Annotated in this window: 29 protein-coding genes; 6 read left to right on the forward strand and 23 right to left on the reverse strand. The window is 56.8% G+C overall.

Annotated elements, in window-relative coordinates; translation table 11 throughout:
* The first annotated feature begins 9 nt into the window (after positions 1–9).
* The 5 genes from AC0V60_RS07585 to AC0V60_RS07605 all read left to right on the forward strand — a co-directional run bounded on the left by AC0V60_RS07585 (position 10) and on the right by AC0V60_RS07605 (position 5,095).
* A complete protein-coding gene (locus tag AC0V60_RS07585; protein WP_486177882.1) occupies positions 10–987 on the forward strand; it encodes a Rossmann-fold NAD(P)-binding domain-containing protein in 978 nt (325 codons plus the stop codon).
* Between the two features lie 101 nt (positions 988–1,088).
* Positions 1,089–2,162 carry a serine hydrolase domain-containing protein gene (locus AC0V60_RS07590; protein ID WP_486177883.1) on the forward strand — a complete coding sequence of 358 codons (1,074 nt, stop codon included), beginning with the start codon at positions 1,089–1,091 and terminating at the stop codon, positions 2,160–2,162.
* 99 nt (positions 2,163–2,261) lie between these two features.
* The gene (locus AC0V60_RS07595; RefSeq protein ID WP_486177884.1) at positions 2,262–3,632 is read left to right on the forward strand and encodes an amidase family protein; all 1,371 of its coding nucleotides are present in this window, start codon (positions 2,262–2,264) and stop codon (positions 3,630–3,632) included.
* Positions 3,633–3,656: 24 nt separating this feature from the next.
* Positions 3,657–4,361, forward strand: coding sequence for a PepSY domain-containing protein (locus AC0V60_RS07600; RefSeq protein ID WP_486177885.1), 705 nt, complete (start codon positions 3,657–3,659; stop codon positions 4,359–4,361).
* A complete protein-coding gene (locus AC0V60_RS07605; protein WP_486177886.1) occupies positions 4,358–5,095 on the forward strand; it encodes a trimeric intracellular cation channel family protein in 738 nt (245 codons plus the stop codon). The genes AC0V60_RS07600 and AC0V60_RS07605 overlap by 4 nt, the downstream gene beginning before the upstream one ends.
* Here AC0V60_RS07605 and AC0V60_RS07610 read toward each other — a convergent pair.
* The 7 genes from AC0V60_RS07610 to rpsM all read right to left on the reverse strand — a co-directional run bounded on the left by AC0V60_RS07610 (position 5,053) and on the right by rpsM (position 11,026).
* Positions 5,053–5,919: a hypothetical protein gene (locus AC0V60_RS07610; protein ID WP_486177887.1), complete on the reverse strand. Its 867-nt coding sequence runs from the start codon at positions 5,917–5,919 to the stop codon at positions 5,053–5,055. The genes AC0V60_RS07605 and AC0V60_RS07610 overlap by 43 nt on opposite strands.
* A gap of 136 nt (positions 5,920–6,055) precedes the next feature.
* Positions 6,056–6,586 carry a hypothetical protein gene (locus AC0V60_RS07615; protein WP_486177888.1) on the reverse strand — a complete coding sequence of 177 codons (531 nt, stop codon included), beginning with the start codon at positions 6,584–6,586 and terminating at the stop codon, positions 6,056–6,058.
* Between the two features lie 178 nt (positions 6,587–6,764).
* Positions 6,765–8,327, reverse strand: coding sequence for an amidase family protein (locus tag AC0V60_RS07620; RefSeq protein WP_486177889.1), 1,563 nt, complete (start codon positions 8,325–8,327; stop codon positions 6,765–6,767).
* A gap of 151 nt (positions 8,328–8,478) precedes the next feature.
* Positions 8,479–8,913, reverse strand: coding sequence for a 50S ribosomal protein L17 (rplQ, locus tag AC0V60_RS07625; RefSeq protein ID WP_486177890.1), 435 nt, complete (start codon positions 8,911–8,913; stop codon positions 8,479–8,481).
* 95 nt (positions 8,914–9,008) lie between these two features.
* On the reverse strand, positions 9,009–10,064 hold the full coding sequence (locus tag AC0V60_RS07630) for a DNA-directed RNA polymerase subunit alpha (protein WP_486177891.1): 1,056 nt from the start codon (positions 10,062–10,064) through the stop codon (positions 9,009–9,011).
* Between the two features lie 142 nt (positions 10,065–10,206).
* Positions 10,207–10,596: a 30S ribosomal protein S11 gene (gene rpsK, locus AC0V60_RS07635; RefSeq protein ID WP_348156238.1), complete on the reverse strand. Its 390-nt coding sequence runs from the start codon at positions 10,594–10,596 to the stop codon at positions 10,207–10,209.
* A gap of 61 nt (positions 10,597–10,657) precedes the next feature.
* Entirely contained in the window at positions 10,658–11,026 is a 369-nt protein-coding gene (gene rpsM, locus AC0V60_RS07640) for a 30S ribosomal protein S13 (protein ID WP_486177892.1), read from the reverse strand.
* Positions 11,027–11,414: 388 nt separating this feature from the next.
* On the opposite strand from rpsM, the gene AC0V60_RS07645 reads away from it, so the two are divergent.
* Positions 11,415–12,839: a hypothetical protein gene (locus tag AC0V60_RS07645; RefSeq protein WP_486177893.1), complete on the forward strand. Its 1,425-nt coding sequence runs from the start codon at positions 11,415–11,417 to the stop codon at positions 12,837–12,839.
* Positions 12,840–12,842: 3 nt separating this feature from the next.
* On the opposite strand, the gene AC0V60_RS07650 is transcribed toward AC0V60_RS07645, so the two are convergent.
* From AC0V60_RS07650 to rpsQ, 16 genes are all read right to left on the reverse strand, one after another.
* Entirely contained in the window at positions 12,843–13,586 is a 744-nt protein-coding gene (locus AC0V60_RS07650) for an SRPBCC family protein (protein ID WP_486177894.1), read from the reverse strand.
* Between the two features lie 70 nt (positions 13,587–13,656).
* Entirely contained in the window at positions 13,657–14,304 is a 648-nt protein-coding gene (locus AC0V60_RS07655; RefSeq protein WP_486177895.1) for an adenylate kinase, read from the reverse strand.
* 85 nt (positions 14,305–14,389) lie between these two features.
* A complete protein-coding gene (gene secY, locus AC0V60_RS07660; protein ID WP_486177896.1) occupies positions 14,390–15,754 on the reverse strand; it encodes a preprotein translocase subunit SecY in 1,365 nt (454 codons plus the stop codon).
* A gap of 160 nt (positions 15,755–15,914) precedes the next feature.
* The gene (gene rplO / locus AC0V60_RS07665) at positions 15,915–16,400 is read right to left on the reverse strand and encodes a 50S ribosomal protein L15 (protein WP_486177897.1); all 486 of its coding nucleotides are present in this window, start codon (positions 16,398–16,400) and stop codon (positions 15,915–15,917) included.
* A 150-nt stretch (positions 16,401–16,550) separates the two neighbouring features.
* A complete protein-coding gene (locus tag AC0V60_RS07670) occupies positions 16,551–17,393 on the reverse strand; it encodes a cobaltochelatase CobT-related protein (protein ID WP_486177898.1) in 843 nt (280 codons plus the stop codon).
* Between the two features lie 178 nt (positions 17,394–17,571).
* Positions 17,572–17,988, reverse strand: coding sequence for a hypothetical protein (locus tag AC0V60_RS07675; RefSeq protein ID WP_486177899.1), 417 nt, complete (start codon positions 17,986–17,988; stop codon positions 17,572–17,574).
* A 162-nt stretch (positions 17,989–18,150) separates the two neighbouring features.
* On the reverse strand, positions 18,151–18,327 hold the full coding sequence (gene rpmD / locus AC0V60_RS07680; protein ID WP_298304244.1) for a 50S ribosomal protein L30: 177 nt from the start codon (positions 18,325–18,327) through the stop codon (positions 18,151–18,153).
* A gap of 6 nt (positions 18,328–18,333) precedes the next feature.
* Positions 18,334–19,167: a 30S ribosomal protein S5 gene (rpsE, locus tag AC0V60_RS07685; RefSeq protein ID WP_486177900.1), complete on the reverse strand. Its 834-nt coding sequence runs from the start codon at positions 19,165–19,167 to the stop codon at positions 18,334–18,336.
* Positions 19,167–19,511: a 50S ribosomal protein L18 gene (gene rplR / locus AC0V60_RS07690; RefSeq protein ID WP_486177901.1), complete on the reverse strand. Its 345-nt coding sequence runs from the start codon at positions 19,509–19,511 to the stop codon at positions 19,167–19,169. Before rplR ends, rpsE begins: the two co-directional genes overlap by 1 nt.
* A 1-nt stretch (position 19,512) precedes the next feature.
* Positions 19,513–20,046 (reverse strand): 50S ribosomal protein L6, encoded by a 534-nt coding sequence (gene rplF, locus AC0V60_RS07695; protein WP_486177902.1) that lies wholly within the window; start codon positions 20,044–20,046, stop codon positions 19,513–19,515.
* Positions 20,046–20,441, reverse strand: a complete 396-nt coding sequence (gene rpsH / locus AC0V60_RS07700) for a 30S ribosomal protein S8 (protein WP_486177903.1) — start codon at positions 20,439–20,441, stop codon at positions 20,046–20,048. The genes rplF and rpsH overlap by 1 nt, the downstream gene beginning before the upstream one ends.
* 11 nt (positions 20,442–20,452) lie before the next feature.
* On the reverse strand, positions 20,453–20,758 hold the full coding sequence (rpsN, locus tag AC0V60_RS07705) for a 30S ribosomal protein S14 (protein ID WP_486177904.1): 306 nt from the start codon (positions 20,756–20,758) through the stop codon (positions 20,453–20,455).
* Positions 20,759–20,807: 49 nt separating this feature from the next.
* Positions 20,808–21,386 carry a 50S ribosomal protein L5 gene (gene rplE / locus AC0V60_RS07710; RefSeq protein WP_486177905.1) on the reverse strand — a complete coding sequence of 193 codons (579 nt, stop codon included), beginning with the start codon at positions 21,384–21,386 and terminating at the stop codon, positions 20,808–20,810.
* Positions 21,379–21,699, reverse strand: coding sequence for a 50S ribosomal protein L24 (rplX, locus tag AC0V60_RS07715; RefSeq protein ID WP_486177906.1), 321 nt, complete (start codon positions 21,697–21,699; stop codon positions 21,379–21,381). Before rplX ends, rplE begins: the two co-directional genes overlap by 8 nt.
* Position 21,700: 1 nt before the next feature.
* Positions 21,701–22,069 carry a 50S ribosomal protein L14 gene (gene rplN, locus AC0V60_RS07720; protein WP_223071237.1) on the reverse strand — a complete coding sequence of 123 codons (369 nt, stop codon included), beginning with the start codon at positions 22,067–22,069 and terminating at the stop codon, positions 21,701–21,703.
* 98 nt (positions 22,070–22,167) lie between these two features.
* The gene (rpsQ, locus tag AC0V60_RS07725; protein ID WP_486177907.1) at positions 22,168–22,458 is read right to left on the reverse strand and encodes a 30S ribosomal protein S17; all 291 of its coding nucleotides are present in this window, start codon (positions 22,456–22,458) and stop codon (positions 22,168–22,170) included.
* Positions 22,459–22,460: the final 2 nt, after the last annotated feature.

The raw sequence follows: 22,460 nt of genomic DNA on the forward strand, positions 1-22,460 counted from the left end.
GCGAACGAGATGGCCCGAACAGTTGCGATTGTCGGAGCGGGGCAGATTGGCTTTGCGGCAGCGAAAGCGTTTCGGTCACAAGGCTGGGACGTGCGAGTTCTGGCCCGCACCAAGCCCGTCTGGCTGACCCCTGATTTCGCCTTTGAGTCACATGTTCTCGGCGAAGATGCGGCCGCAGCAGGCGACGTCGTCCTCGACACTATCCCTTACGATGAGGAGGATGTGGCGCGCTTCGATCCAGGTAAGGTTGGCAGATACATAGCGGTATCCTCAGCAGCTGTTTACTGTGACGAGCGGGGACGCAGTTTTGAAACGGCGGACTTGGGCTTTCCCGAGATCGCCCATGCCATTGACGAAGGTCAACCCCGTCTATCGCCGGGGCCAGAAACCTATTCGACCAAGAAAGTGCGAATGGAGGACAAGGCCTTGGAAGTCTTTGGCGAGCGCGCTGTGCTGCTTCGGCCAAGCGCGATTTATGGACCTCACTCGCGTCAGCCGCGCGAATGGTGGTTTGTGAAGCGAATGCTCGATGGCCGTAGCCGCATCCCCTTGGCGCACAATGGGGAAAGCCGTTTCCACACCACCAACGCGGATATGATCGGACAGTTCGCGCTCTTGGCTGCTGAGGATAACCTATCGGGCGCGTACAATCTGGCCGACCAAAATGCCCCGTCTGTGCGCGAGATAGCAGAGCATGTAGCCGGGCATTTAGGGTGCAAAACCGAGATGGTGGGTTTCAATGGCCGTCCTCAAAAGACCATTGGGGCAAATCCTTGGGCGATCCCCAGTCCCTTCATTCTATCGAGCGAAAAGGCCGTATCTGCTGGCCTTCGGAGGGGCAATCGAGCCTATGCCCCCGGGCCCTATCTTGATTGGTTGCGCGATCAGCATGGCAAAAACTGGAAAGAGCTTTTCCCCGTGCTCGTAGGTTATGGCTATGACCTGTTCGATTATGAGGCCGAAGACCGGTTTCTTGCCTCACTTTAATTGCGACATGCCCGGCGTGGGCTGAAACGTCATTCTAGCTCTGGACTCAAGTCAATCCATGTGTATTAGTGATGCCATACACCAATACAGGATGTCACACTATGCTGAATACCCGGACACTGCTTCACTCAACGCTTCCCCTCGCGCTGGCCCTGACCCCGTTGGCGGCGCAGGCACAAAGCCAAGAGGAGCTCGCGCAGATCGTTGCAGCCGAAGCGGACAGCGGCGCCTATATGGGCGCTGCTTTGGTCGCAAAAGACGATGAAATTCTGATCAATCGCGGATGGGGGTCTGCGAACCTCGAATGGGATATCGCCAACACCAGCGAAACCCGCTTTCGCATTGGCTCTGTCACCAAGCAATTCACCGCCGTTTCGATCATGCTGCTGCAAGAACGCGGGCTTGTGAATGTCAACGATCCCATCAGCAAGTACATCAAGGATGCGCCCGATGCATGGAACGCGATCACTGTGCGCGACCTTCTCCAGCATACGTCCGGTCTGCCCAATGTGACTACGCTGGAGGATTTTGGAACACAAAAATTCCTGCCAACGTCGCAGGATGAACTGATTGCGATGTTCTCAGACCTGCCGCTCACCTTTGAGCCGGGTTCTCAGTGGGGCTATTCCAATTCCAATTTCGTGCTGCTTTCGCGGATCGTCGAGACCGTTAGCGAAACCAGCTATCAAGATTTCGTCAAAACGAACCTCTTCGACCCGCTTGGCATGGACTCAACCGGAATTGATCGCAGCGCAGAGATCTTGCCAAAACGTGCAGCTGGATACACGCCATCGCAAAACGGCATAGTGAACGCCGAATATATGAATATGGCGATCCCAACAGGGGCAGGAGCGCTCTATTCCTCGACCGGCGATCTGCTCAAATGGCACCGCGGTTTGTTCGGGGGAAAGGTGCTTTCCGAGGAGAGCCTTGCCCAGCTCACGACGCCGAGCGAGTTTGAAGCGGTCCGGGGCGCGAAATATGCGATGGGCCTGCTCGTCACCGATACGCCAGAGGGACGCGCGATCTGGCATGGCGGCGGGATCGAAGGCTTCAATGCATTTCTGGGCTATGACCCGGACACCAAAGCGACGGTTGTCGTCCTTGCCAATTTGAACGGCGGATCGGCAGCAAAGCTGGGCATGGAACTGCTGGAAGCTGCCCGAAAAGAGTGAGCTGGCGCGCGCCAGACAGGCAATGGCTGGACACACCCCAACACTTTTATTGATCCCATCCCCTCTCGCCCATAGAACAGGGCGTGAGAGGATGACGATTTGGCCTACCCAAAACTGACCGACAAGCCCGGTGCGCTTGAAACCGCGGCGGCTGTTCGCGCTGGCGAACTGTCTGTTGCCGAGGCCGTGGACGCAGCGATTACGCGCATTGAGCAGCTTGATGCGGAGATTGACGCGCTGGCTGTGCCGGATTTTGAACGCGCCGCTGAGGCCGCCAAAGCAATGGATCAAGCAGGCCCGCCCAGTGACGCAAGCCCCGATCAGCCGCTTTTCGGCGTGCCGATGACGGTCAAGGAAAGCTTCAATGTAGCGGGCCTTCAAAGCTGCTGGGGGCATAAGAGCCTCACCGACTACGTTCCCACCACCGACAGCGAACTGGTACGCCGTATGAAAGCGGCGGGCGCCGTCATTGTCGGCAAGACCAATGTGCCCGTCGATCTCTCCGATTGGCAGAGCTTCAACCCAGTCTATGGCCGCACCAATAACCCGCACAATACGGAGCGTTCTCCGGGCGGTTCGTCCGGCGGTAGCGCGGCGGCGGTGGCCTCTGGCATGGTGCCTTGCGATTTCGGGACTGACATTGGCGGATCGGTCCGCGTGCCTGCTCACTTCTGCGGGGTTTGGGCGCATAAGCCCACTTGGGGCCTAGTCTCCAAGCTCGGCCATGTTCACCCGCAAATGGCATCGCGCGAAGGCTTCATCGCTGCGCATGATGGCGCTCTGTCGGTCGCAGGGCCGTTTGCGAGGAGCGGGGAGGATTTGGCCGTAATGATGCAAATCGCTGCGACTTACGCAATGCCGCGAAGGCCCAAGCCGCTTAAAGAATGCCGCATTCTGGCAGTGACTGAGTATCCGGGCTCGCCGGTAGATGCCTCGGTTGCTGAGCCCACTGAAGCGGCAATTGAAACTCTGATCAAGGCGGGGATCAGAGTGGACCGCGCGACTGGTCTCCTCCCCGACCTTGCCAAGCAGCAGGATGATTACATGCTGATGCTCAATATCGCGATGGCCAGAGGCGCTCCTTCTCCGGGCGGCGCGCGGGCCAACGCGACCGATTGGTTCGACCTACTCGATGCGCAAGGCGCCAATCAGGCGCTGTGGGCGATGCTGTTTGAGACCTATGATTTCGTGCTGGCGCCCCCTGCCCCGATTCTCGCCATACCGCACAGCGACAAGCGCGCCTTTGATGAGCCTATGCGCATCAATGGCAAGGAAGCGCCAGGCCCGTCAGGTCTTGCATGGGCGGGGATTGCGACATTCCCGTGTTTGCCAGCAACAGTGTTGCCAATCGGTTCGGGCACTTACCAAGGCGCTGAATTGCCTTGCGGAATGCAGGTTATGGGACCGCTGATGAGTGATTTGGATTGCATCCAAGCCGCGCGAGAGATCGCACAAGTCTTGCACGGGTAACAAAGTGCCGCCATGGGCGCATCCATGGCAAAACCCTCCTCCCTAAACAGCCCCCTTAAGACACTGGCCCGCTGGCACGTTTGGCTCGGCTGGCTCGTCGGTGTGCCCATTGTCATGTGGCTCGCGACCGGTTTGTTTATGGTCTCCAAACCTATCGAGGAGGTGCGCGGTGAACATTTGCGCGTGACCGTAGAAGACACGCCACTCGTCATTGAAGGCAGCGAGTTTGCGGTCCCCGACGCGCAGCTTAAAGACATGCGCCTCGTCATGCAGGAAGGCCGCGCGGTTGCGGTGCTGACGACTTTGGATGGGGCCATGACCCGCGTAGACTATGAAACAGGGGACGCGATCACTCCTGTTGGGGCAGAGCAAGCCCGCGCCATTACATCCGCGCGCATAATTGGCGGCGATAAAGTCACCTCGGTGCGGTTCTTTGAAGCAGACGAAGTGCCCTTCGATTTCCGCCGCCCGCGCCCCGTGTGGCAAGTCACTCTTGAAGGCGGCACCCGCGTCTATATTGGCCGCGACACTGGCGAGGTTGAGGCCGTGCGCACCCGCTGGTGGCGATGGTTCGATTTCATGTGGGGCCTCCACATTATGGACCTGTCCGAGCGCGAAGATTCAAGCCACCCGATCCTTATCCTCTTTGCAGCTTTGTCGCTCATCGGAGCTGTCATTGGCTGCATCCTGATGTTCCGCCGCCGTAAGACTAGGCCTTCGCGCGCATGAACGACGCCGTCCTTACCCCGATCCTCGACTGGTTGGATTTCGCAGGGATAGCGGTGTTCGCATTGTCAGGAGCGCTTGTCGCAGCGCGTGAGCGCCAGACTTTTGTGACCATGGGATTTTTCGCGCTCGTCACTGGCGTTGGCGGGGGAACGGTGCGCGACCTTTTGATTGATGCACCCGTGTTCTGGATGCAGGACCCGTGGGTGGCAGCGGTGTGTCTTGGGGCTGCGATTGCCGTGTGGTTCACGCCGGTGAAGTGGTGGGACGGTAAGTTTCTTGATTACGCCGATGCGCTGGGGCTTGCCGCCTATGCCGTGCTGGGCAGCGCAAAGGCGCTGGCATACGGGATTCCCCCGGTACCTGCGGCTCTTATGGGAGTGATTACGGGCTGCGTCGGAGGGGTTATCCGCGATGTGGTGGCAGGGCGTCCCTCGATCATCATGCAGCCTGAGCTGTACGTGACCGCCGCAGCGCTCAGCTCAGCCATTACTGTGATCGCTATGCTTCTCGCCTCGGGATTCAGCAATTGGGCAATCTGGATCGCCGCCTTTGTCGCAGGTTTTGCCTTGCGCGCTGCCGCAATTCGGTTCGAATGGGGACTGCCCAGTTACGGGGGGCTAAAAGAGAGGGGCCCAAAAGAAAGGGGAGAGCAATCGCCCTCCCCCGATACTTCAGAAAATCACACGAAGGATCACTCCGGGAATTCTTCACCAGGGAGCGGGCCGCCGGGATAGGCTGGCTGACGCGCATCATTGGGATCAATCGCCAGATCAGGTCGGGTCGTGCCGCCCACATCTGAACGAGCACGCGCATATCGGTCATCGGACAGCTGCCCTTCAGCGCGCGCAAGACGCTGGGTCCCGCTGAGCGAAGACACACCGCCCCCGCGCCCATAGTCGATACCCGAAATCTGTCCCGAATTGTCGATCTGGCACGAGAAACCCGACCCATCGAAAAGCGAACCCGTGACTATCCAACCAGAGCCAACACGGCTGGCGCCATCGACACTGTCGACGCGGATATCCTGCTCAATCTGGTTGAGACACATGGAAACCGCATTGTCGATACCAGAACCGCCTGATGTCGCACGGCTTGTGCTTCGGCGATTTTCAGGACGATATTGATAATCGCGGTCACGCTGAACAACTACGACGTCGCGATCACGATAACGGTCTCTGCGGCGGTTGTTGCTCGCAGCGCTAGCAATGGCAGCGATACCGCCGATCACCAAGGCGCCTGCTAGCAAATCACTGCCACGAAAACCCCGGCGTCCGCGAAAACCCCGGCGTCCGCGAAAACCACTCCGCCAGCCAAAGCGGCCCCATTCATGCGCCATATCTGCGCCGGGAACAGATTGCGTACCGAGCGTTCCCAGTGGGTTTGCGTTTCCGCTTCCCACTGCTGTGCTTGCGATAAAGCCAGCCGCATATCCAGCAGTGCCAATCGGCGCTGGTTCAGCAGCCTGTGCCTGTGCGGGCGAAATTGCGAGGCTAGCTGCGGCGACTACGCCTGAAATGCCTGCTAACCGTGATTGGGCGATCCGTGCGTGCTGAGCCATAGAGCTCCCTTCTGTTTATCATCAGTTGGAAGAACGCCCACCAACGCCCTAATGATGCAGCTATAGCTAAGCGGTCCAGGCTTACGCAAGCCTGAACCGCCCATGGTGCAATTCTCCGAGAATTCGAAGGGTGGCTTTAAAGACCGCGCAGGCCCCTAAAGTCGATTTGTGGTCGGCCTCGCCCCTCGACAAAGCAGGTGAAACGGCCGCGATCAAAGTTCTGACCGCGATACCCTCGGTTGCCTTGGACCTCCATCCGGCCTTTGATACGCCAGCCATAGCGGGTGCGATCAACGTCGCGGATTTGAGTCACATCAGCGTAGCGGTAGCCTCCAAAGCGGCTAGCCTGACGTTCCGCGGCGCGGACACAGCGCTCAATCGCTCGCTCGCCGCCGCCTCGGTTGTAAGCATTGGCATTGTTGTAGTGGCGGTTGTTGTAGTGCCGATCGTTGTAACGACGGTCATTCTTACCAAAGGCACCCGCCAGAGCAGCGATACCGCCGATGATCACCGCGCCTGCGATAACGTCGCCAGCGTCAATACCGCGGTCGCGGTGGCCACGGTCAGCCATTGCGGGGGTTGCAGATGCCAGGGCCATCGCGCCAGCAGCGCCGGTCGCAATAGTCCCGAGCGTGCCCTTTGTGAGTTTTTGGGTGAGTTTCGTCATAGGGTTCATCCTCGGGTCTGTGAGCGCCGGGACTATTCCCGTTCACTCTAAAGTCCTTTTAGATGAACGAATATGAGGTGATTCTGAGCAAGTTTTGCAGCGGCCGTTCAGGTAAGTGCGTATTTATATGAACGTCTGCGACGTTTGACTTTGGGGCTCATCCGCCTCGTCAACAACTTCACTCCTCGGCGATCCCATCGGGGCCAACAAACCGGGTGGCGGCCTGAAAGGCTTGCCCCACGCGCAGCATATCGGACTGCTTAGCAGGCATCGAAAAGAGACTGAGGCCAACGGGCATTGCATTCGCAGTTCCCATTGGGACAGTCATGTGCGGGTAACCAGCGAGCGAAGGAAGCCATCCCGCGCCAACCGGCGGACCGCTCGAGCGCGGATTCCGTTCCGGATCGCGATATCTCGGAGGACGGCCCGACGGCATAATGATGACGTCCACAGAACTAGATGCAAGCAGGGCGTCAATGCCGTTCTCACGCGCGGATTCCAGCAAGGCATTACGTTTTGCGATAAGTTCGCGATCGCCTGCGCCGGGCTGTTCGGCAGCTGATAAGAATATCTCTTGTCCAAACAGGTTTAATTCCTGGTCCGGATGACCCAAATTAAAAGCCACGAGGTCTGCAAGAGTTCGCGGCTCAACCGCTGGGTTGGCCGAGGCGAGGTAAGCGGCGATAGCCGTCTTAAACTCCCACTCCATCACTGTTGTACCATCGCGCCACAGGTTTGGAGACGGGTCAAAACTATTGATGTCGACCACTGTCGCCCTCTGGTTTTTCAGTGCGACAACGGCGGCATCGAAATTTCGCGAAATCTCCTCGTCGGCCCCTTCGGCCCAGCGGAAGACGCCGATCCGTACGCCATCGAGTCCTTCCCGTGTCCGCTCAAAATTGTTCGACGCGCCTTTGAGGACGTCGAGGGCTAGCCTGACATCGGTCACAGTCTTAGCAATTGGCCCAGCTGCGTCGAAGCTTGGCGCAAGTGGAACCACTCCTTGCATCGGCACCGCGCCAACCGAAGGCTTCAAACCCACGACCCCGTTCGCGGCGGCTGGACAGACGATCGAACCATTGGTTTCGGTTCCAATGGCAAGCGGAACAATGCCAACCGCAACTGCCACTGCCGACCCCGAAGAGGAGCCGCAGGGACTTCGTTCGGGGTCGAACGCATTCAGCGTTTGTCCTCCAACGGCGCTCCATCCAGCTGGTGCGCGTCTGCCCCGAAAATTGGCCCATTCGCTCATATTTGCCTTGCCGACGATCAATGCGCCCGCGGCGCGCAGCCTCGCGACCAAAAGCGCATCACTTTCAGCCACATTGGCTATGAGCGCTAGTGACCCTGCGGTTGACGCCATTCCCCTGACGTCGATGTTGTCCTTGATAAGGACAGGCACTCCATGGAGCGGACCAAGATCGGAACCGTTGTTTACTTGGACATCTAATTCGCGCGCTTCTGCGAGCAAATTCGGGTTCAGTGCCAGCACTGAGCGGTATGATGGGCCGGACCGATCAACCGTTTCCACGCGCTTCACAACTTGTTGCGCAAGCGCTTCAACGGTAACCTTCTGCTGGGCTACCGCCTGCGCAATACCGGCTGCCGATCCATGTTCAAGCAATCTCTGCGCCGCGCTTGCGACTGCGGAAGTCTCGCTGTCGCGACCTCTCTCGGCAAAGAGCGGTGTGTGGATCGCTAGAGCACCAGCGAGTATGACCGAAGGTATGGGAAATTGCATATTATTGTGTGCCCCTTTTTGCGGCCTGACCGAACTGCCGGGCACCACTACGACTACATATGTAGTCTTTCGCGGCAAAGTTTATATCCGTCAAACAAAAAGGGCCCGCGGATTGCTCCGCAGGCCCTCGCTTATCTCTTAGCCGAGGCGCTTATGCAGCGGCTTCTGCTTCTGCGTACTCTTCGACTTGGCTCATATCTGGGCCTGAATCGAGGCCGCGAGCGTCTTCGTCGCGGTCGACAAGCTCAATGACAGCCATTTCAGCGGCATCTGATGCACGTGGACCAGCCTTGATCACGCGGGTGTAGCCGCCATCGCGGTCTTTGTAGCGCTCAGCCAGAACGTCGAAGAGCTTTTTAAGCTGTGTTTCGTCCTGAAGCTTGCTCATCGCAAGACGACGGTTTGAAAGGCCGCCATGCTTAGCAAGCGTGATCAGCTTCTCGATGTAAGGACGCAATTCTTTCGCCTTCGCGCGGGTCGTGACAATCTGCTCATGCTTGATGAGGTTTGCCGACATATTGCGGAAGAGAGCCTTGCGGTGGCCCGATTTGCGAGAAAGCTTACGCTGTGAAATTCCGTGACGCATTTTGTATTCCTTTGAGTTTGTAAGAGGCCCGTATCAGGTAGCCCAGTACTGGCGGCGCTTCCCAGATCACTGGAGGCGCGCCGCCCGAACCTGCTTTAACCAAGAAGTTCCTGTTCCAACTTCTTAGCCATTTCTTCGATGTTCTCAGGCGGCCATCCGGGGATGTCCATTCCGAGGCGCAGCCCCATGGATGACAGCACTTCTTTGATCTCGTTCAAAGATTTGCGGCCAAAGTTTGGTGTACGCAGCATCTCGGCTTCGGTCTTTTGAACCAGATCGCCGATGTAGATGATATTGTCGTTCTTGAGGCAGTTTGCCGAACGCACGGACAGTTCCAGCTCATCGACCTTCTTGAGAAGGTAGCGGTTGAGCTGGTTGGCATCATCCTCTTGCGGGGTCGCTGCCTGACCGATCATTTGCGACTGCGGCTGCGGAATGCCGTCTTCGAAGTGGACGAAGAGCGTCAACTGGTCCTGAAGGATACGGGCGGCATAAGCCACAGCGTCCTCAGGTGTCACCGTGCCATCGGTCTCGACCGTGAGGCTCAGTTTGTCGTAGTCAAGCTCCTGGCCAACCCGTGCGTTCTCAACCTTATAGCTCACCTGACGCACAGGCGAATAGAGCGAGTCCACAGGGATGAGGCCAATCGGCGCATCTGCTGGACGGTTTGCAACCGCAGGCGCATAGCCTTTGCCAACATCAGCGGTCAGCTCCATATTGAGCGTTGCGCCTTCATCGAGGTGACACAGGACGAGGTCCTTGTTCATCACTTCGATGTCGCCGGTCACAGCAATATCTCCAGCTTTGACAGTCGCAGGACCCGTGACAGAGAGCTGGAGACGCTTTGGTCCTTCGCCTTCCATTTTGAGCGCGATCTGCTTCACGTTGAGGACCATATCGGTGATGTCCTCGCGCACGCCTGCAAGTGACGAAAACTCGTGCAGCACGTTCTCGATCTTGATCGAAGTAATTGCCGCGCCCTGAAGCGACGACAAAAGCACACGGCGCAGCGCATTGCCCAAAGTCAGACCGAAGCCGCGTTCGAGCGGTTCGGCGACGAAAGTGGTCTTGCGCTGTTTGTCGCCACCTTCTTTGATTTCGAGAGCGTTGGGTTTCTTCAGTTCCTGCCAGTTCTTCATATTGACGGACATGGATTTCCCCTAATTCGCTTACGTTAGCGGGTTCGATTTTAAAATTCGGGTCCAAAGCGCTCGTCAGCAATCAATGGGCCCGTTTGAGAGAGTACCTCGGCAGATGCGCGGCGGTCCCCTCCTCGATCGGATCAGCGTCGGATTAGACCCGGCGCCGTTTCGAAGGACGCACACCATTGTGCGGGATTGGCGTCACATCGCGGATGGAGGTGATGTTGAAACCCACAGCAGCAAGACCGCGAAGCGCGCTCTCACGGCCTGAACCTGGTCCCTTCACTTCCACTTCCAGCGTACGCACGCCGTGCTCAGCAGCCTTTTTGCCTGCATCATCCGCTGCGACCTGCGCTGCGTATGGTGTCGATTTACGGCTGCCTTTGAAGCCCATCATGCCCGCTGAGGACCAGCTGATCGCATTGCCCTGTGCATCGGTGATGGTAATCATCGTGTTGTTGAAGCTCGCATTGATGTGAGCAACACCGCTACTGATGTTTTTTCTGTCGCGCTTCCTGACTTTTCCGGGTTCGCGTGCCATGTTTCTATATTCCTTTAACTCGTCAGAAGATGCTTAGCGGGCCTCAAAAAGCCCAGCCAGCTTACTTCTTCTTGCCTGCAATCGGCTTGGCCTTACCCTTACGGGTGCGGGCATTGGTGTGAGTGCGCTGTCCGCGAACGGGAAGGCCATTACGGTGACGAAGCCCGCGATAAGAGCGAAGGTCCATCAAGCGTTTGATGTTCATCGCGGTGTCGCGGCGAAGGTCGCCTTCCACCTGATGATCAGCATCAATCGCCTCACGAATGCGAAGAACTTCCTCATCGGTAAGATCTTGCACGCGCGCGGTGTGCGGAATGCCAAGCTTGTCAGCGATTTGGACAGCCGTTGTGCGGCCAATCCCGTGAATATATGTCAGCGCGATGATTACACGCTTATTTGTGGGGATGTTTACCCCGGCAATACGAGCCACTTAATTCTCCATGCTCCACAGAGGATTTGGTGCAATGGCACCGCCCCCCTATCTCGACGCTAATACAACCCGATAAAGCCGCATTTGCTGTAAACAGCAAAAGCCCGGACGAAGCGCCGCCTAGGGCAGGCCTCTTACCGGACTGGATGAAACTCTATCGAGCAAGACGCGCCCTTAAGGCGATTCTAAAGCTGCGTCAACTGGGAATGGGAAGGTAGACACAAGCCGCCGACCACCGTCCCCAAAAAATTATGACTGCCTGGCATTTTTACAAGACTTTACCGCGCGTTTTTACTTATTTTAATCTTCGGAGTGTAGGCCTAGGCAAGTCATGAGGAATAATCTTCCACATACGGCCCGGCTAGCTGCGAACTCTTTCGTTTGGACAATGCTTGCATTCGCATGCCTGCTGACTTTGCCCATGGCCCCTGCTTATGCCGGCCGTCTTGAAGCTGGCACTTTTATTGCGCACGATACCTTTGGCACCAATCGCACGCCTGACTTTGTGCCGTTTCAAGAGACCTTTGATGTACCCCCCATCGTCGTTGCAATCGGCAATTCCAGCGGCAGCAACTCCTCCACAATTCGCATAACCAATGTAACCACCACTGGATTTGATGAGCTTATCCTAGAGCCCGACAATTGGGACGGACTGCATGTGGAACAGCAGGTTCAATATATCGCAGTGGAGCCGGGCCGCCATTTGCTATCCGATGGCACAATCATCGAAGCAGGCTTTGTCGATCTGACCAATGTCCAATTCGGTACCGGGTTCACAGGTGGGGTCGCTAGCTGGCGCAATGTCAGCTTCTCTGCCCCCATGCTCGGCACTCCGATCGTCTTGCACAACCTGCAAACAGCCAATAGCGAGACGCGAAATGTCCCGAGCGGAAGCTCGCGCCCGCACATTACTTCGATCGCTCGAAGTGCATCCCTCACCGGCTTCGACCTCGCGATTGACCGCAGCCAAGCCAATAGCGGCCCTTTCCCTTCGACCGAGCGGATCGGATGGATCGCCATTCAAAGCGGCCTCAACTCAAGCTTTCCTGACACAAGTGGGACGACCATCAATTGGAGCACGCGGACAAGTCCTGCCAATATCCGCGGCTGGGACAATGGCTGTGTCAACGCAAGTCACGGTGTTGTAGGCGGCGCAAACCCCATCGTGATCGCGAAGAAGACCACCCGCAACAACGATGATGGGGGCTGGTTTCGCTATTGTTCGATCAATGGCGCGACCATTGGCCTTCGCGTGGACGAAGACCGCGACCAAGACAATGAGCGCGGCATCGCGGCCGGAGACGCGGAGAGCGCAAGCATTATCGCCTTCTCCCAAAGCTTCCATGCCAATTTGCGCGCGGATCTTGGCGTCACCAAGGTCAACACCGGCGCGGTCAATGCCAATGGGACCGACTTCAAATTGCCCGGTGCAACCGTCTCTTACCTCATCACCGTTTTTAACACCGGCAATGCCCCGCCCGCGCAAAACACCGTTTTTGTCACAGAGGAATTGCCGGATGATCTGACGCTCGTCCTAGCCGATTTCGCAGGGCCCGGATCAGGCCCCGTCGCATTTGCCGACGGATCACCTGCCGCAAATATGACCTGCAACTTTGAAGGCTTCGCCTCGACCACCGACTGCTTTGCCTTCTCGGTGGACGGCAGTGACTTTACCTATGAGCCAAGCGATAGCGGTGATGGCACTGACCCTAATGTCCGCTTCATCCGAATACAGCCAGAAGGCATTATGAGCGCTCAAATTTCAAGCGGACCGCCCAATTTTGAATTGAGATTAAACGCCAAAATCCGGTGAAATTTATGGTGCTGGCTCAGCGGAAGTTTCAGTGGGCGCCTCATCTGCACTGAGGCCGTCCAACGCGGGCCCATCGCTTGGTGATCCAGGCTCTTGCGCCGTCCCGCCTTCTTCAGGAACACCGTCACCTGCTGCATCTTCAGCACCCTCCCGCGCTTTGGCTTCGTCAGGAAGTTCGGCAGGCCCAAGCAATTCCGCAAGCTTGGTAAGCTGCAATGTCATCACGCCATCGACCGCATTTGAGATGACCGGCACAGGGTAGCGCATCTTGCCGCCAACATTGTATTCCCAAACGATCTTGGTCCGGACATCGCCCTCTTCGCTCATTTCAGCGTCGCTGATGGCGATGGTGAGGATGCCGGACACCGGCTCGCTTTGCAGCGGGCCAAGTGCGCCCTGCATGCGCAAGGCCGTTTCAGGATAGGCTTGGATCACCCGCATATGCTCAACGCTGCCCTGAAGGGTGAAGCCATCCGCGGTTTCAACCTCTGGAATGGTCTCACAAAAGCACCCACCTGCCTGCGGGGTAAGTTTGAGGTTGGCTGCGTCCGCTGACCATGTGTGCTCGCTTGACCACCAGCGCGCTGGGCTGATGAGCGCAAGCCAAGTTTCCTTGCGGGTCGCATCGACAACCGCCTCGGCGCGGGTAATGAAGTGGTCATCACGCGCCTCCGTCACCTCAGCTAAAGCAGGAGTGCCTAGAGTCACTAGGCCAATCGCGGCGAAAAATAGTGTAGTGCGATGCAAGGGTAATCTCCTCCAAGTCCGCTCACCGGATTAGGAGATCACGCTGTACCTGAAAAGCCCAAGTTGGGAATTAGACCGCCAAAATAGCATCAATGGATGCAGCAACCGCGTCAATATCGGCCATCCCGTCCACACGCTTTACGATACCGCGTGCTTCATAGCCCGGCAGGATCGGCGCGGTCTTTTCGCGGTATTCATTGTTGCGGGTGCGCACGGTCGCTTCATTGTCGTCAGGGCGGCGCTTGAACTCGGTCGAACCGCAATTGTCGCAAACGCCCTCTTGTGATGGAGTGTTCGCCGTGTCGTGATAAAGCGCTCCGCAATTGGCGCAGGAAAAACGCCCAGTGATCCGCTCTACCAAAGCATCAATATCAACGCCAAGCTCAATCACATATTCAAGCTTGCGCCCATGCTTTTCAAGAAGAGCATCGAGCTGTTCGCCCTGCGCCGCCGTGCGCGGGTAGCCATCGAAGATCGCGCCCTGCTCAGCCGGCATTGCTGCGAGGTTTTCGTCGATCAGATTGGAGACAATTTCGTCTGAGACCAGCTCGCCCCGATCCATCACTGCTTTGGCCTCAACGCCGACAGGCGTGCCCTGCTTAACCGCAGCGCGAAGCATATCACCCGTCGACAATTGCTTCATGCCGTGGCGTTCAACAAGGCCCGCACTCTGCGTCCCCTTACCAGCACCCGGAGGACCAAGAAGTATGATGTTCACGAAAACGCCCCTTATTATCCGCGCCTCTTTCTTGGGGGCACTCCCCTCAGAACGCGGCAGTATCGATGTTCGTTCCGACGATGCCCTAGCGCATCCGGCCTTTCAACTTGGCCTTCTTGATAAGGTCACCGTATTGGTGCGCCAAGAGGTGTGATTGCACCTGACTAATCGTGTCCACGGTGACGTTGACCACAATCAGTAGGCTGGTTCCGCCAAGGAAAAGCGGAATGCCGGTCTGTGCAATCATATACTCTGGCACCACGCACACAAAGGTGAGGTACGCCGCGCCCACAACCGTGATACGGGTCAGCACATACTCAAGATATTCCGAAGTCCGTTTGCCGGGGCGAATGCCCGGAATAAAGCCGCCGTTCTTCTTAAGGTTGTCAGCGTGCTCTTCCGGATCGAAAACAACTGCGGTGTAAAAGAAGCAGAAGAAGATAATGCCTGCCGCATAGAGCAGCATGTAAATCGGCTCGCCATGCGCAAGGTACTGGTTGAGCGTCACGATCGCGCCGCCAAAGGTGCTTTGCGTGTCGACCGAGTTGCCTGCAAACGAGCTGATCGTCAGTGGCAGCAGCAAAAGCGAGCTTGCAAAGATCGGCGGGATAACGCCTGCGGTGTTCAGCTTCATTGGAAAATGAGAGCGGTCCGCTTGCATCATGCCGCGCTGCGTTGCGCGTTTGGGATATTGGATAAGAAGACGCCGCTGCGCCCGCTCAACCCAGGAAATCAGCAGGATCAATCCGATCACCATCACGATAAAGGCGATGATGATACCAGGCGCAATAGAGCCCGTGCGGCCGCCTTCGAACATGTTCATGGCAAACACCGGGAACTGCGCCACGATACCGGCCATAATGATCAGGCTGACACCGTTACCGATTCCGCGCGAGGTGATCTGCTCACCCAACCAAAGGAGGAACATGGTGCCGCCAACAAGGCTGATCACCGCGCCAATGCGGAACATATAACCAGGGTTCACCACAGCCTCGAGCCCTTGTGCGCTCGCCAAAGTCTCAAGGCCTGTTGCCAAGAAATACCCTTGAATGGCGCACAGGAATACCGTGCCGTAACGTGTGTATTGGTTCAGTTTCTGACGGCCCGTCGCGCCTTCCTTTTTGAGAGCAGCAAGAGTGGGATGCAGCGCCGAGGCCATTTGCACCACAATCGACGCCGTAATGTAGGGCATGACCCCCAGCGCAATCAGGCTCATATTCGCCAGCGCGCCGCCAGTGAACATATTGAACATGCCAAGGATACCGCCCTGCTGCGATTCAGCCAGAACATCGAGCGCCAGCGGATTGATCCCCGGCAACGGCACAAAGCTCAAGAAGCGGAACACGATCAGCGCACCAATGGTGAACCAGATGCGTTGGCGCAATTCGGTCGCCTGAGCAAAGTTGCCCAGGTTCATATTGCTGGCGATATTATCGGCGCGTGAAGCCATGTTTCAGATACGATCCTAAGGGTGCCTTTGGGCGAACGCCCAAGGAAAAGCCAAACTGTAAGGGCCTAGATAGGAACCACTGGGCGACTTGTCGAACCCTGCGGCGCACTTTTCATCATCCCGAAGCGCTCAATGGAGGCTTCGGGGCGATAAAAGAGGCTTATTCAGCGTCTGCCGCTGCTTTGGCAGGCGCGGTCACTTCGACGCTGCCGCCGGCTTTCTCAACCGCAGCAATCGCGCCCTTGGTAGCGCCAGTGACGACGAACTTGGCTTTGGCTTTGATCTCGCCTTTGCCCAGAAGACGCACGCCGTCTTTGCCGCCGCGGGCAAGACCGGTCGCGCGAAGGATGTCTTCAGTGATGTCTTTTTTGGCGTCGATTTTCTTTTCGTCGATCCATTTTTGAACCATGCCGATGTTCACTTCGGCATAGTCTTTGCCAAACGGGTTGTTAAAGCCGCGCTTTGGAAGACGCATGTGAAGCGGCATCTGACCACCGGCAAAACCTTTGATGGCTACACCTGAACGGGATTTTTGACCCTTTTGACCGCGAGCCGCAGTTTTGCCTTTGCCAGAACCGATACCACGGCCCACACGCATACGACCCTTGCGGGCACCATCATTGTCACGGATGTCGTTGAGTTTCATAGTTGCACTCGCTTTCGCTTTCAGAACGGCCCCACCATGGGGCAACGCGCTATTTTTCAAGGCGCGCGGATAGCGGGAAGTGCGCGGGGGCGCAAGGGGAAATGGGGGTATGTCTTTTTGCATAGGAAGCTAACAGCAAGAGCGTGAGTTCTAGCCTTGTTGAACAGTGAGCGATCTACGCAGCAACACCAATAACTTCTTAGCTGCCTCAAAGGGTTCGTCGGCACGCTCGAAGATAGAAGGCTCGGGAACATTCTCTCCACCTAAAAGGAGTGTGCCCAAGATTACGCCATCATCTGCTAGCAAGCCTTGAACATGGTCGAGGTGCTTCCACAGAATCATTTCGTTGTCTTGATTGGACGCAATCGTGGCATCGTCAACAGGTGCTCCATCGGAAACCTGTACGATAACCCTTCTCTTCCATTCCGACCCTCCGACGCGACCCGCAGCCCATTGCAACGCCTCGCCATCGACGTTTTCTTTCAAGAAATCTGGCAGAAAAGCCATGCGCAAGTGCCAAGGAAAATCACCGGACCTGCTTGCATCACCATACACAATATGCCGGAGATCACAGAGACGACCTGGATTTCTCGGCCTCCCGGCCCATTGCCACGTACTTCTTGAGTTGCCGCCATGCCAACTTGTTGTCGTGAAGCCCAAAATCTCGTTTGCTATCTGCGTGTTTCTCAGAACATCAATCGCGATCTCAGTTGCGAGAAGCGCGGAGACCATTCGAATGCCTTTCATTGAGCCCGAATGATCGATGAGCAATGAAACCACTGTCCCTGCACGCTCTTCAGTCGACATGGCGTCTTCGATTTCACGAACAAGCTCGGCTCCTTCCTCGGCGAGAGCAATACGCTCTTTCGAAAAAGAGCACTCAAATTGCCTCATCGCGTCTTCAATGGAATCTCTCTCCAAAGCTGACAAAGCTCTGTACATCGCTGACAATTCTTCATCATCGACGATCTCATCGAACTCAGAAGTAAACACTCGATAAGCCTCTGCCGGTTCGCTAACACCCTGCGAAAACCTGCGCCTCAATCCTAGAATGAAAGGGGAATTTGTCATTCTGTATTGGCTATCAGAGTGAATGCTTAAGAACTAGGCTCAACTCAATTAAGTCCTGTGTTCTCTTTACAAGGAGCTCTAGCTGCTCTGCTGATGTCGCCTATCTACGATATACCCCAACCCCATACCAGCACGGCTCCAAGTCACACCGGATCATCTTCACGCGGAACACCGCAACCCGGTCCTTCTGAGGCGCAAGCTCGACAATCGGGATCGCGTCCTCTTGGGTGTCGCTGGCGATCTCTGAGCCCTCTTCGTCGTAGACGCCAAGGTCGATGTCTTTGCACTGATCGTCGCACAGGCCGATTGCGATGTAACGCTCGCCGCCTTTGAGAGTGAAGCGAAGCATTCCGCTCTCGCGCTCCTCTAGCGCGCCGCCGTTGAACACCTGTGAGCCTGAATAGCCGCGGCCACGCGCAATCGCTCTCGCCTCGCGCTCAAGGTCCTTCACAACTTCAGCAGACGGCTTGGGCGCAGTGGGGCTCACACAGCCCATAAGGCTGATACTCGCTGCCAAGCAGGCAAGCGCCCCCAACGTCCCAGAATACTTCAAATTTTCAGTCCCTCATCCGCACATGCGGCATCCAATGAGACTAACGCCCTACCCCTCAAACGCAAGCGGGCCCGCCATGCGCATTTGCATGACGGGCCCGTCTTGAATGTCACTGCTGCCTAGAGCTTAGTCGACAACAGTCACCAGATGCGGGATCTTGGCGATCGCGCCGCGCACTTCAGGGGTATCCTGACGTGTCACAACTTTGTGCATCTTGTTGAGGCCAAGACCGATAAGGATCTTACGCTGGCTCTCTGGGCGACGGATCGGCGAACCGATCTGTTTGATTTTGATGGTAGCCATGATGAATTACTCCACTACTGCCGCAGCATCGACTGCCGCTTCAGCTTCGCTGGCACCGCCGCGACCCAAAAGGTCGGCAACTTTCTTACCCCGGCGCTGAGCCACTGACTTGGGCGAAGTCTGGTCGCTGAGCGCGTCGAAGGTTGCGCGGATCATGTTGTAAGGGTTCGACGTACCAACCGACTTGGTCACAACGTCGGCAACGCCGAGGCTCTCGAATACAGCACGCATCGGACCACCGGCGATGATGCCAGTACCGGGAGGCGCTGTACGAACAGTGACCTTGCCTGCGCCAAAACGGCCATTGCCGTCGTGGTGAAGCGTGCGGCCTTCTTTCAAAGGTACGCGGATCATCTTCTTGCGAGCAGCAGCCGTTGCCTTCGTGATCGCCTCAGGAACCTCGCGCGCTTTACCGTGACCAAAGCCGACACGGCCCTGACCATCGCCAACCACGACGAGAGCTGCAAAGCCGAAGCGCTTACCACCCTTAACCGTTTTCGAGACACGGTTGATGTGGACGAGCTTCTCGATGATGCCATCATCTTCTTCTTCGCGCTTACCGCGGCGATTGTCACGGCCGCCACGACCACGGCCACCACCGCGGTTGTCATTGCCGCCGCGTCCACGGCCACCACGTCCCCGTTGTTCTTGGGGCTGCGCTTCAGCAGGTGCCTGCGTTTTGGGCTCTTCGGTTGGCTGAGCGGAAGGCTCTTGCGCCGCCGACTGGTCCTCAGCCGCCTGCGAAGGCGTTTCAGCCACAGCCGGCGTTTCGGTTGCCGTATTTTCAGTTGCAGGAGTTTCAGTCGCTGCTTCTTCTGGTTTCTTTTCGTCAGCCATCATTAGAACTCCAGACCGCCTTCACGAGCGGCATCGGCCAGCGCTTTCACGCGGCCATGGAACAGGAACCCGCCGCGATCGAACACGACAGTGGTCACGCCAGCTTTTTTGGCAGCCGCAGCGATGTCTTTACCCACTTGGGTAGCGGCATCGACATTGGCACCAGAAGCCTTCGCACCAAGCGTCGAGGCGGCTGCCACGGTTTTACCCGCGGCATCGTCGATGACCTGTGCGTAGATGTGGCGACCTGTGCGGTGCACTGAAAGGCGCGGCTTGCCACCTGAGCGAGCCCGCAAAGCGGTCCGCACCCGGCGACGGCGACGTTCAAAGAGAGATAGTTTTGCCATCTTACTTCTTCTTCCCTTCCTTGCGGAAGATATACTCGCCGCGATACTTAATACCCTTGCCTTTGTAAGGCTCAGGCTTGCGCCACTTGCGGATTTCAGCAGCAAACTGGCCAACGGCCTGTTTGTCTGTGCCGGAAACCTCAACAGTGGTCTGATCGGGCGTTTTCACTTCGAGACCTTCTGGCACAGCCAGATCGACATCGTGGCTAAAGCCAAGCTCAAGCTTCAAGGTCTTGCCTTGCGCCTTCGCACGGTAACCCACACCGGAGATTTCCAGAGTCTTGGAAAACCCCTCGGTCACGCCTTCAACCAGGTTAGACACCAGCGTGCGCTGCATACCCCAGAAGGAACGTGCCTGCTTGCTGTCATTTGCCGGTGTCACAGCGATTGTGCCGTCTTCGATCTTATATGTGATCAGGTCGGACAGGCCCATTGCAAGAGTGCCCTTAGGCCCCTTTACGCTAAGCGCGCCGTCTTTGATTTCCGCTGTCACTCCTGCAGGGATTGCGACAGCTTTTTTACCAATGCGGCTCATCAGAAGACCTCCGCAAGAACTTCGCCGCCGACCTTGTTTTCGCGGGCTTCAGCATCCGAGAGGACACCGCGCGGGGTCGAGACGATGGTGATACCAAGGCCGTTGCGAACAGTCGGAAGTTCCTGAGAACCCGAATAGACGCGGCGGCCCGGCTTTGAAACGCGGGCAACGTGCTTGATCGCAGGCTCGCCTTCGAAATACTTCAGCTCAATGCGAAGTTGCGGGTGCTTACCCGAAGCATCGTCGGAATAGCCACGAATGTAGCCTTCACGCTGAAGCACTTCGAGGACATTTGCACGCAGTTTCGACGCAGGCGAAAGGACACTGTCCTTCTTAGCCCGTTGGCCGTTGCGGATGCGGGTGAGCATATCACCCAGTGGATCGGTCATAGCCATCTGTTAATTCCTCACCAGCTCGACTTGGTCAGACCAGGGATCATGCCCCGGTTACCGAGTTGACGCAGTTCGATCCGGTTGATGCCGAACTTGCGATAATAGCCGCGCGGGCGGCCGGTGGTGGCGCAGCGATTGCGCACCCGTGTGGGATTCCCGTTGCGGGGGATCTCAGCCATTTTCAGGCGCGCCATCAAACGCTCGCCTTCATCAAGGCTCTCGTCATCTGCGATTGCCTTCAGCTTCTCGTACTTCGCTGCGTACTTCTTCACGAGTTTCTTGCGACGCTCGTTTTTGTTGATCGAACTCAGTTTCGCCATTGGACTTAAGCTCTCTTCCTATTGAATTGCTGACATGAAGGGGACGGCCTTACGCCGCCTCCTTCTCTTCGCCTGCCTCACCCTGGAAGGGGAAGCCGAACAGACGCAAAAGCTCGCGAGCTTCTTCGTCGGTCTTGGCGGTGGTGGTTACGATAATGTCCATACCCCGGACCTTGTCGATCTTGTCGTAAGAGATCTCTGGGAAGATGATCTGCTCTTTGATGCCCATGGCGTAGTTGCCACGGCCATCAAACGACTTGGGGTTCAACCCGCGGAAATCTCGAATACGAGGCATCGCGATAGTCACAAGACGGTCGAGAAATTCGTACATGCGTGTGCGGCGAAGATTCACCTTACAACCGATTGGCATGCCGTCGCGCAGCTTAAACTGAGCGATTGATTTCTTAGCCTTGGTGATAACCGGCTTTTGACCAGCGATCAGAGCCATCTCTTCGGCGGCAATCTGGATCTTCTTTTTGTCCTGACTGGCCTCACCCACACCCATGTTGAGTGTGATCTTTTCGATAGCAGGGACCTGAAGACGGTTGGTGTAACCGAACTTCTCAGTCATCGCCTTAACGATTTCGTCCTCATATTTGGACTTAAGACGCGGAGTATACTCAGCCATTGATGACCTCCCCACTCTTTACAGCCACACGAACCTTCTTGCCGTCCTTTTCTTCGAAACGAACGCGGGTTGGCGAGCCATCTTTAGGATCAGCCACAGCAACCTTTGAAATGTCCATCGCAGCGGGGAAACGCTCGATACCGCCTTGCGGGTTGGTTTGGCTTGGTTTGCGGTGACGGGTTGCGACGTTCACGCCTTCAACGATGACTTTGCCATCCTTAGGCATGACTTGCTGGACAGTGCCCTTGCGGCCCTTGTCTTTGCCCGACAATACGACGACTTCGTCGCCTTTTTTGATCTTTGCAGCACCCATTTTAGAGCACCTCCGGAGCAAGCGAGATGATTTTCATGAAGCCCGCACCGCGAAGTTCACGAACGACTGGGCCAAAGATACGTGTACCGATGGGTTCGTTCGATTTGTTCACCAGAACAGCGGAGTTGCTGTCAAAGCGGATGACGCTGCCGTCTTTGCGACGAACGTCCTTCTTAGTGCGCACGATGACGGCGCGGTGTACGTCGCCTTTCTTCACCTTAGCGCGCGGCTGAGCCTCTTTAACTGAGACCACGATCACGTCGCCAACGGAGGCAAACCGGCGCTTAGACCCGCCCAGCACTTTAATGCACTGGACGCGCTTTGCGCCGCTGTTGTCCGCGACGTCGAGATTGGATTGCATCTGGATCATGGATCCGTTTCCTTCTCTTGGCTTGCTGGGACACCCGACTGTGACCGGGGCTCAGCAGTTCCGTCGATGATGTCCCCCTCGAAAGGGAGACGCGTCAATTAGTTACCAGCTGCCTCAACATCGAGATCAGCTTCAACCGCCTGAACGCCGCCAGCCACAACACGGTCTTTGACAACCCATGTTTTGGTTTTGGAGATCGGCTTAGTCTCTTCAATCCGCACGATATCGCCAACCGTGAACTCGTTGGCTTCGTCATGCGCGTGATACTTCTTCGAACGGCGGATGATTTTCCCGTACAACGGGTGCTTCACTTTACGCTCGACCAGAACGGTCACGGTCTTGTCGGTTTTGTCAGAGCTGACAGTTCCGATCAGAATACGTTTCGGCATTG

It is taken from the genome of Erythrobacter sp. S259 (genome assembly GCF_057364965.1).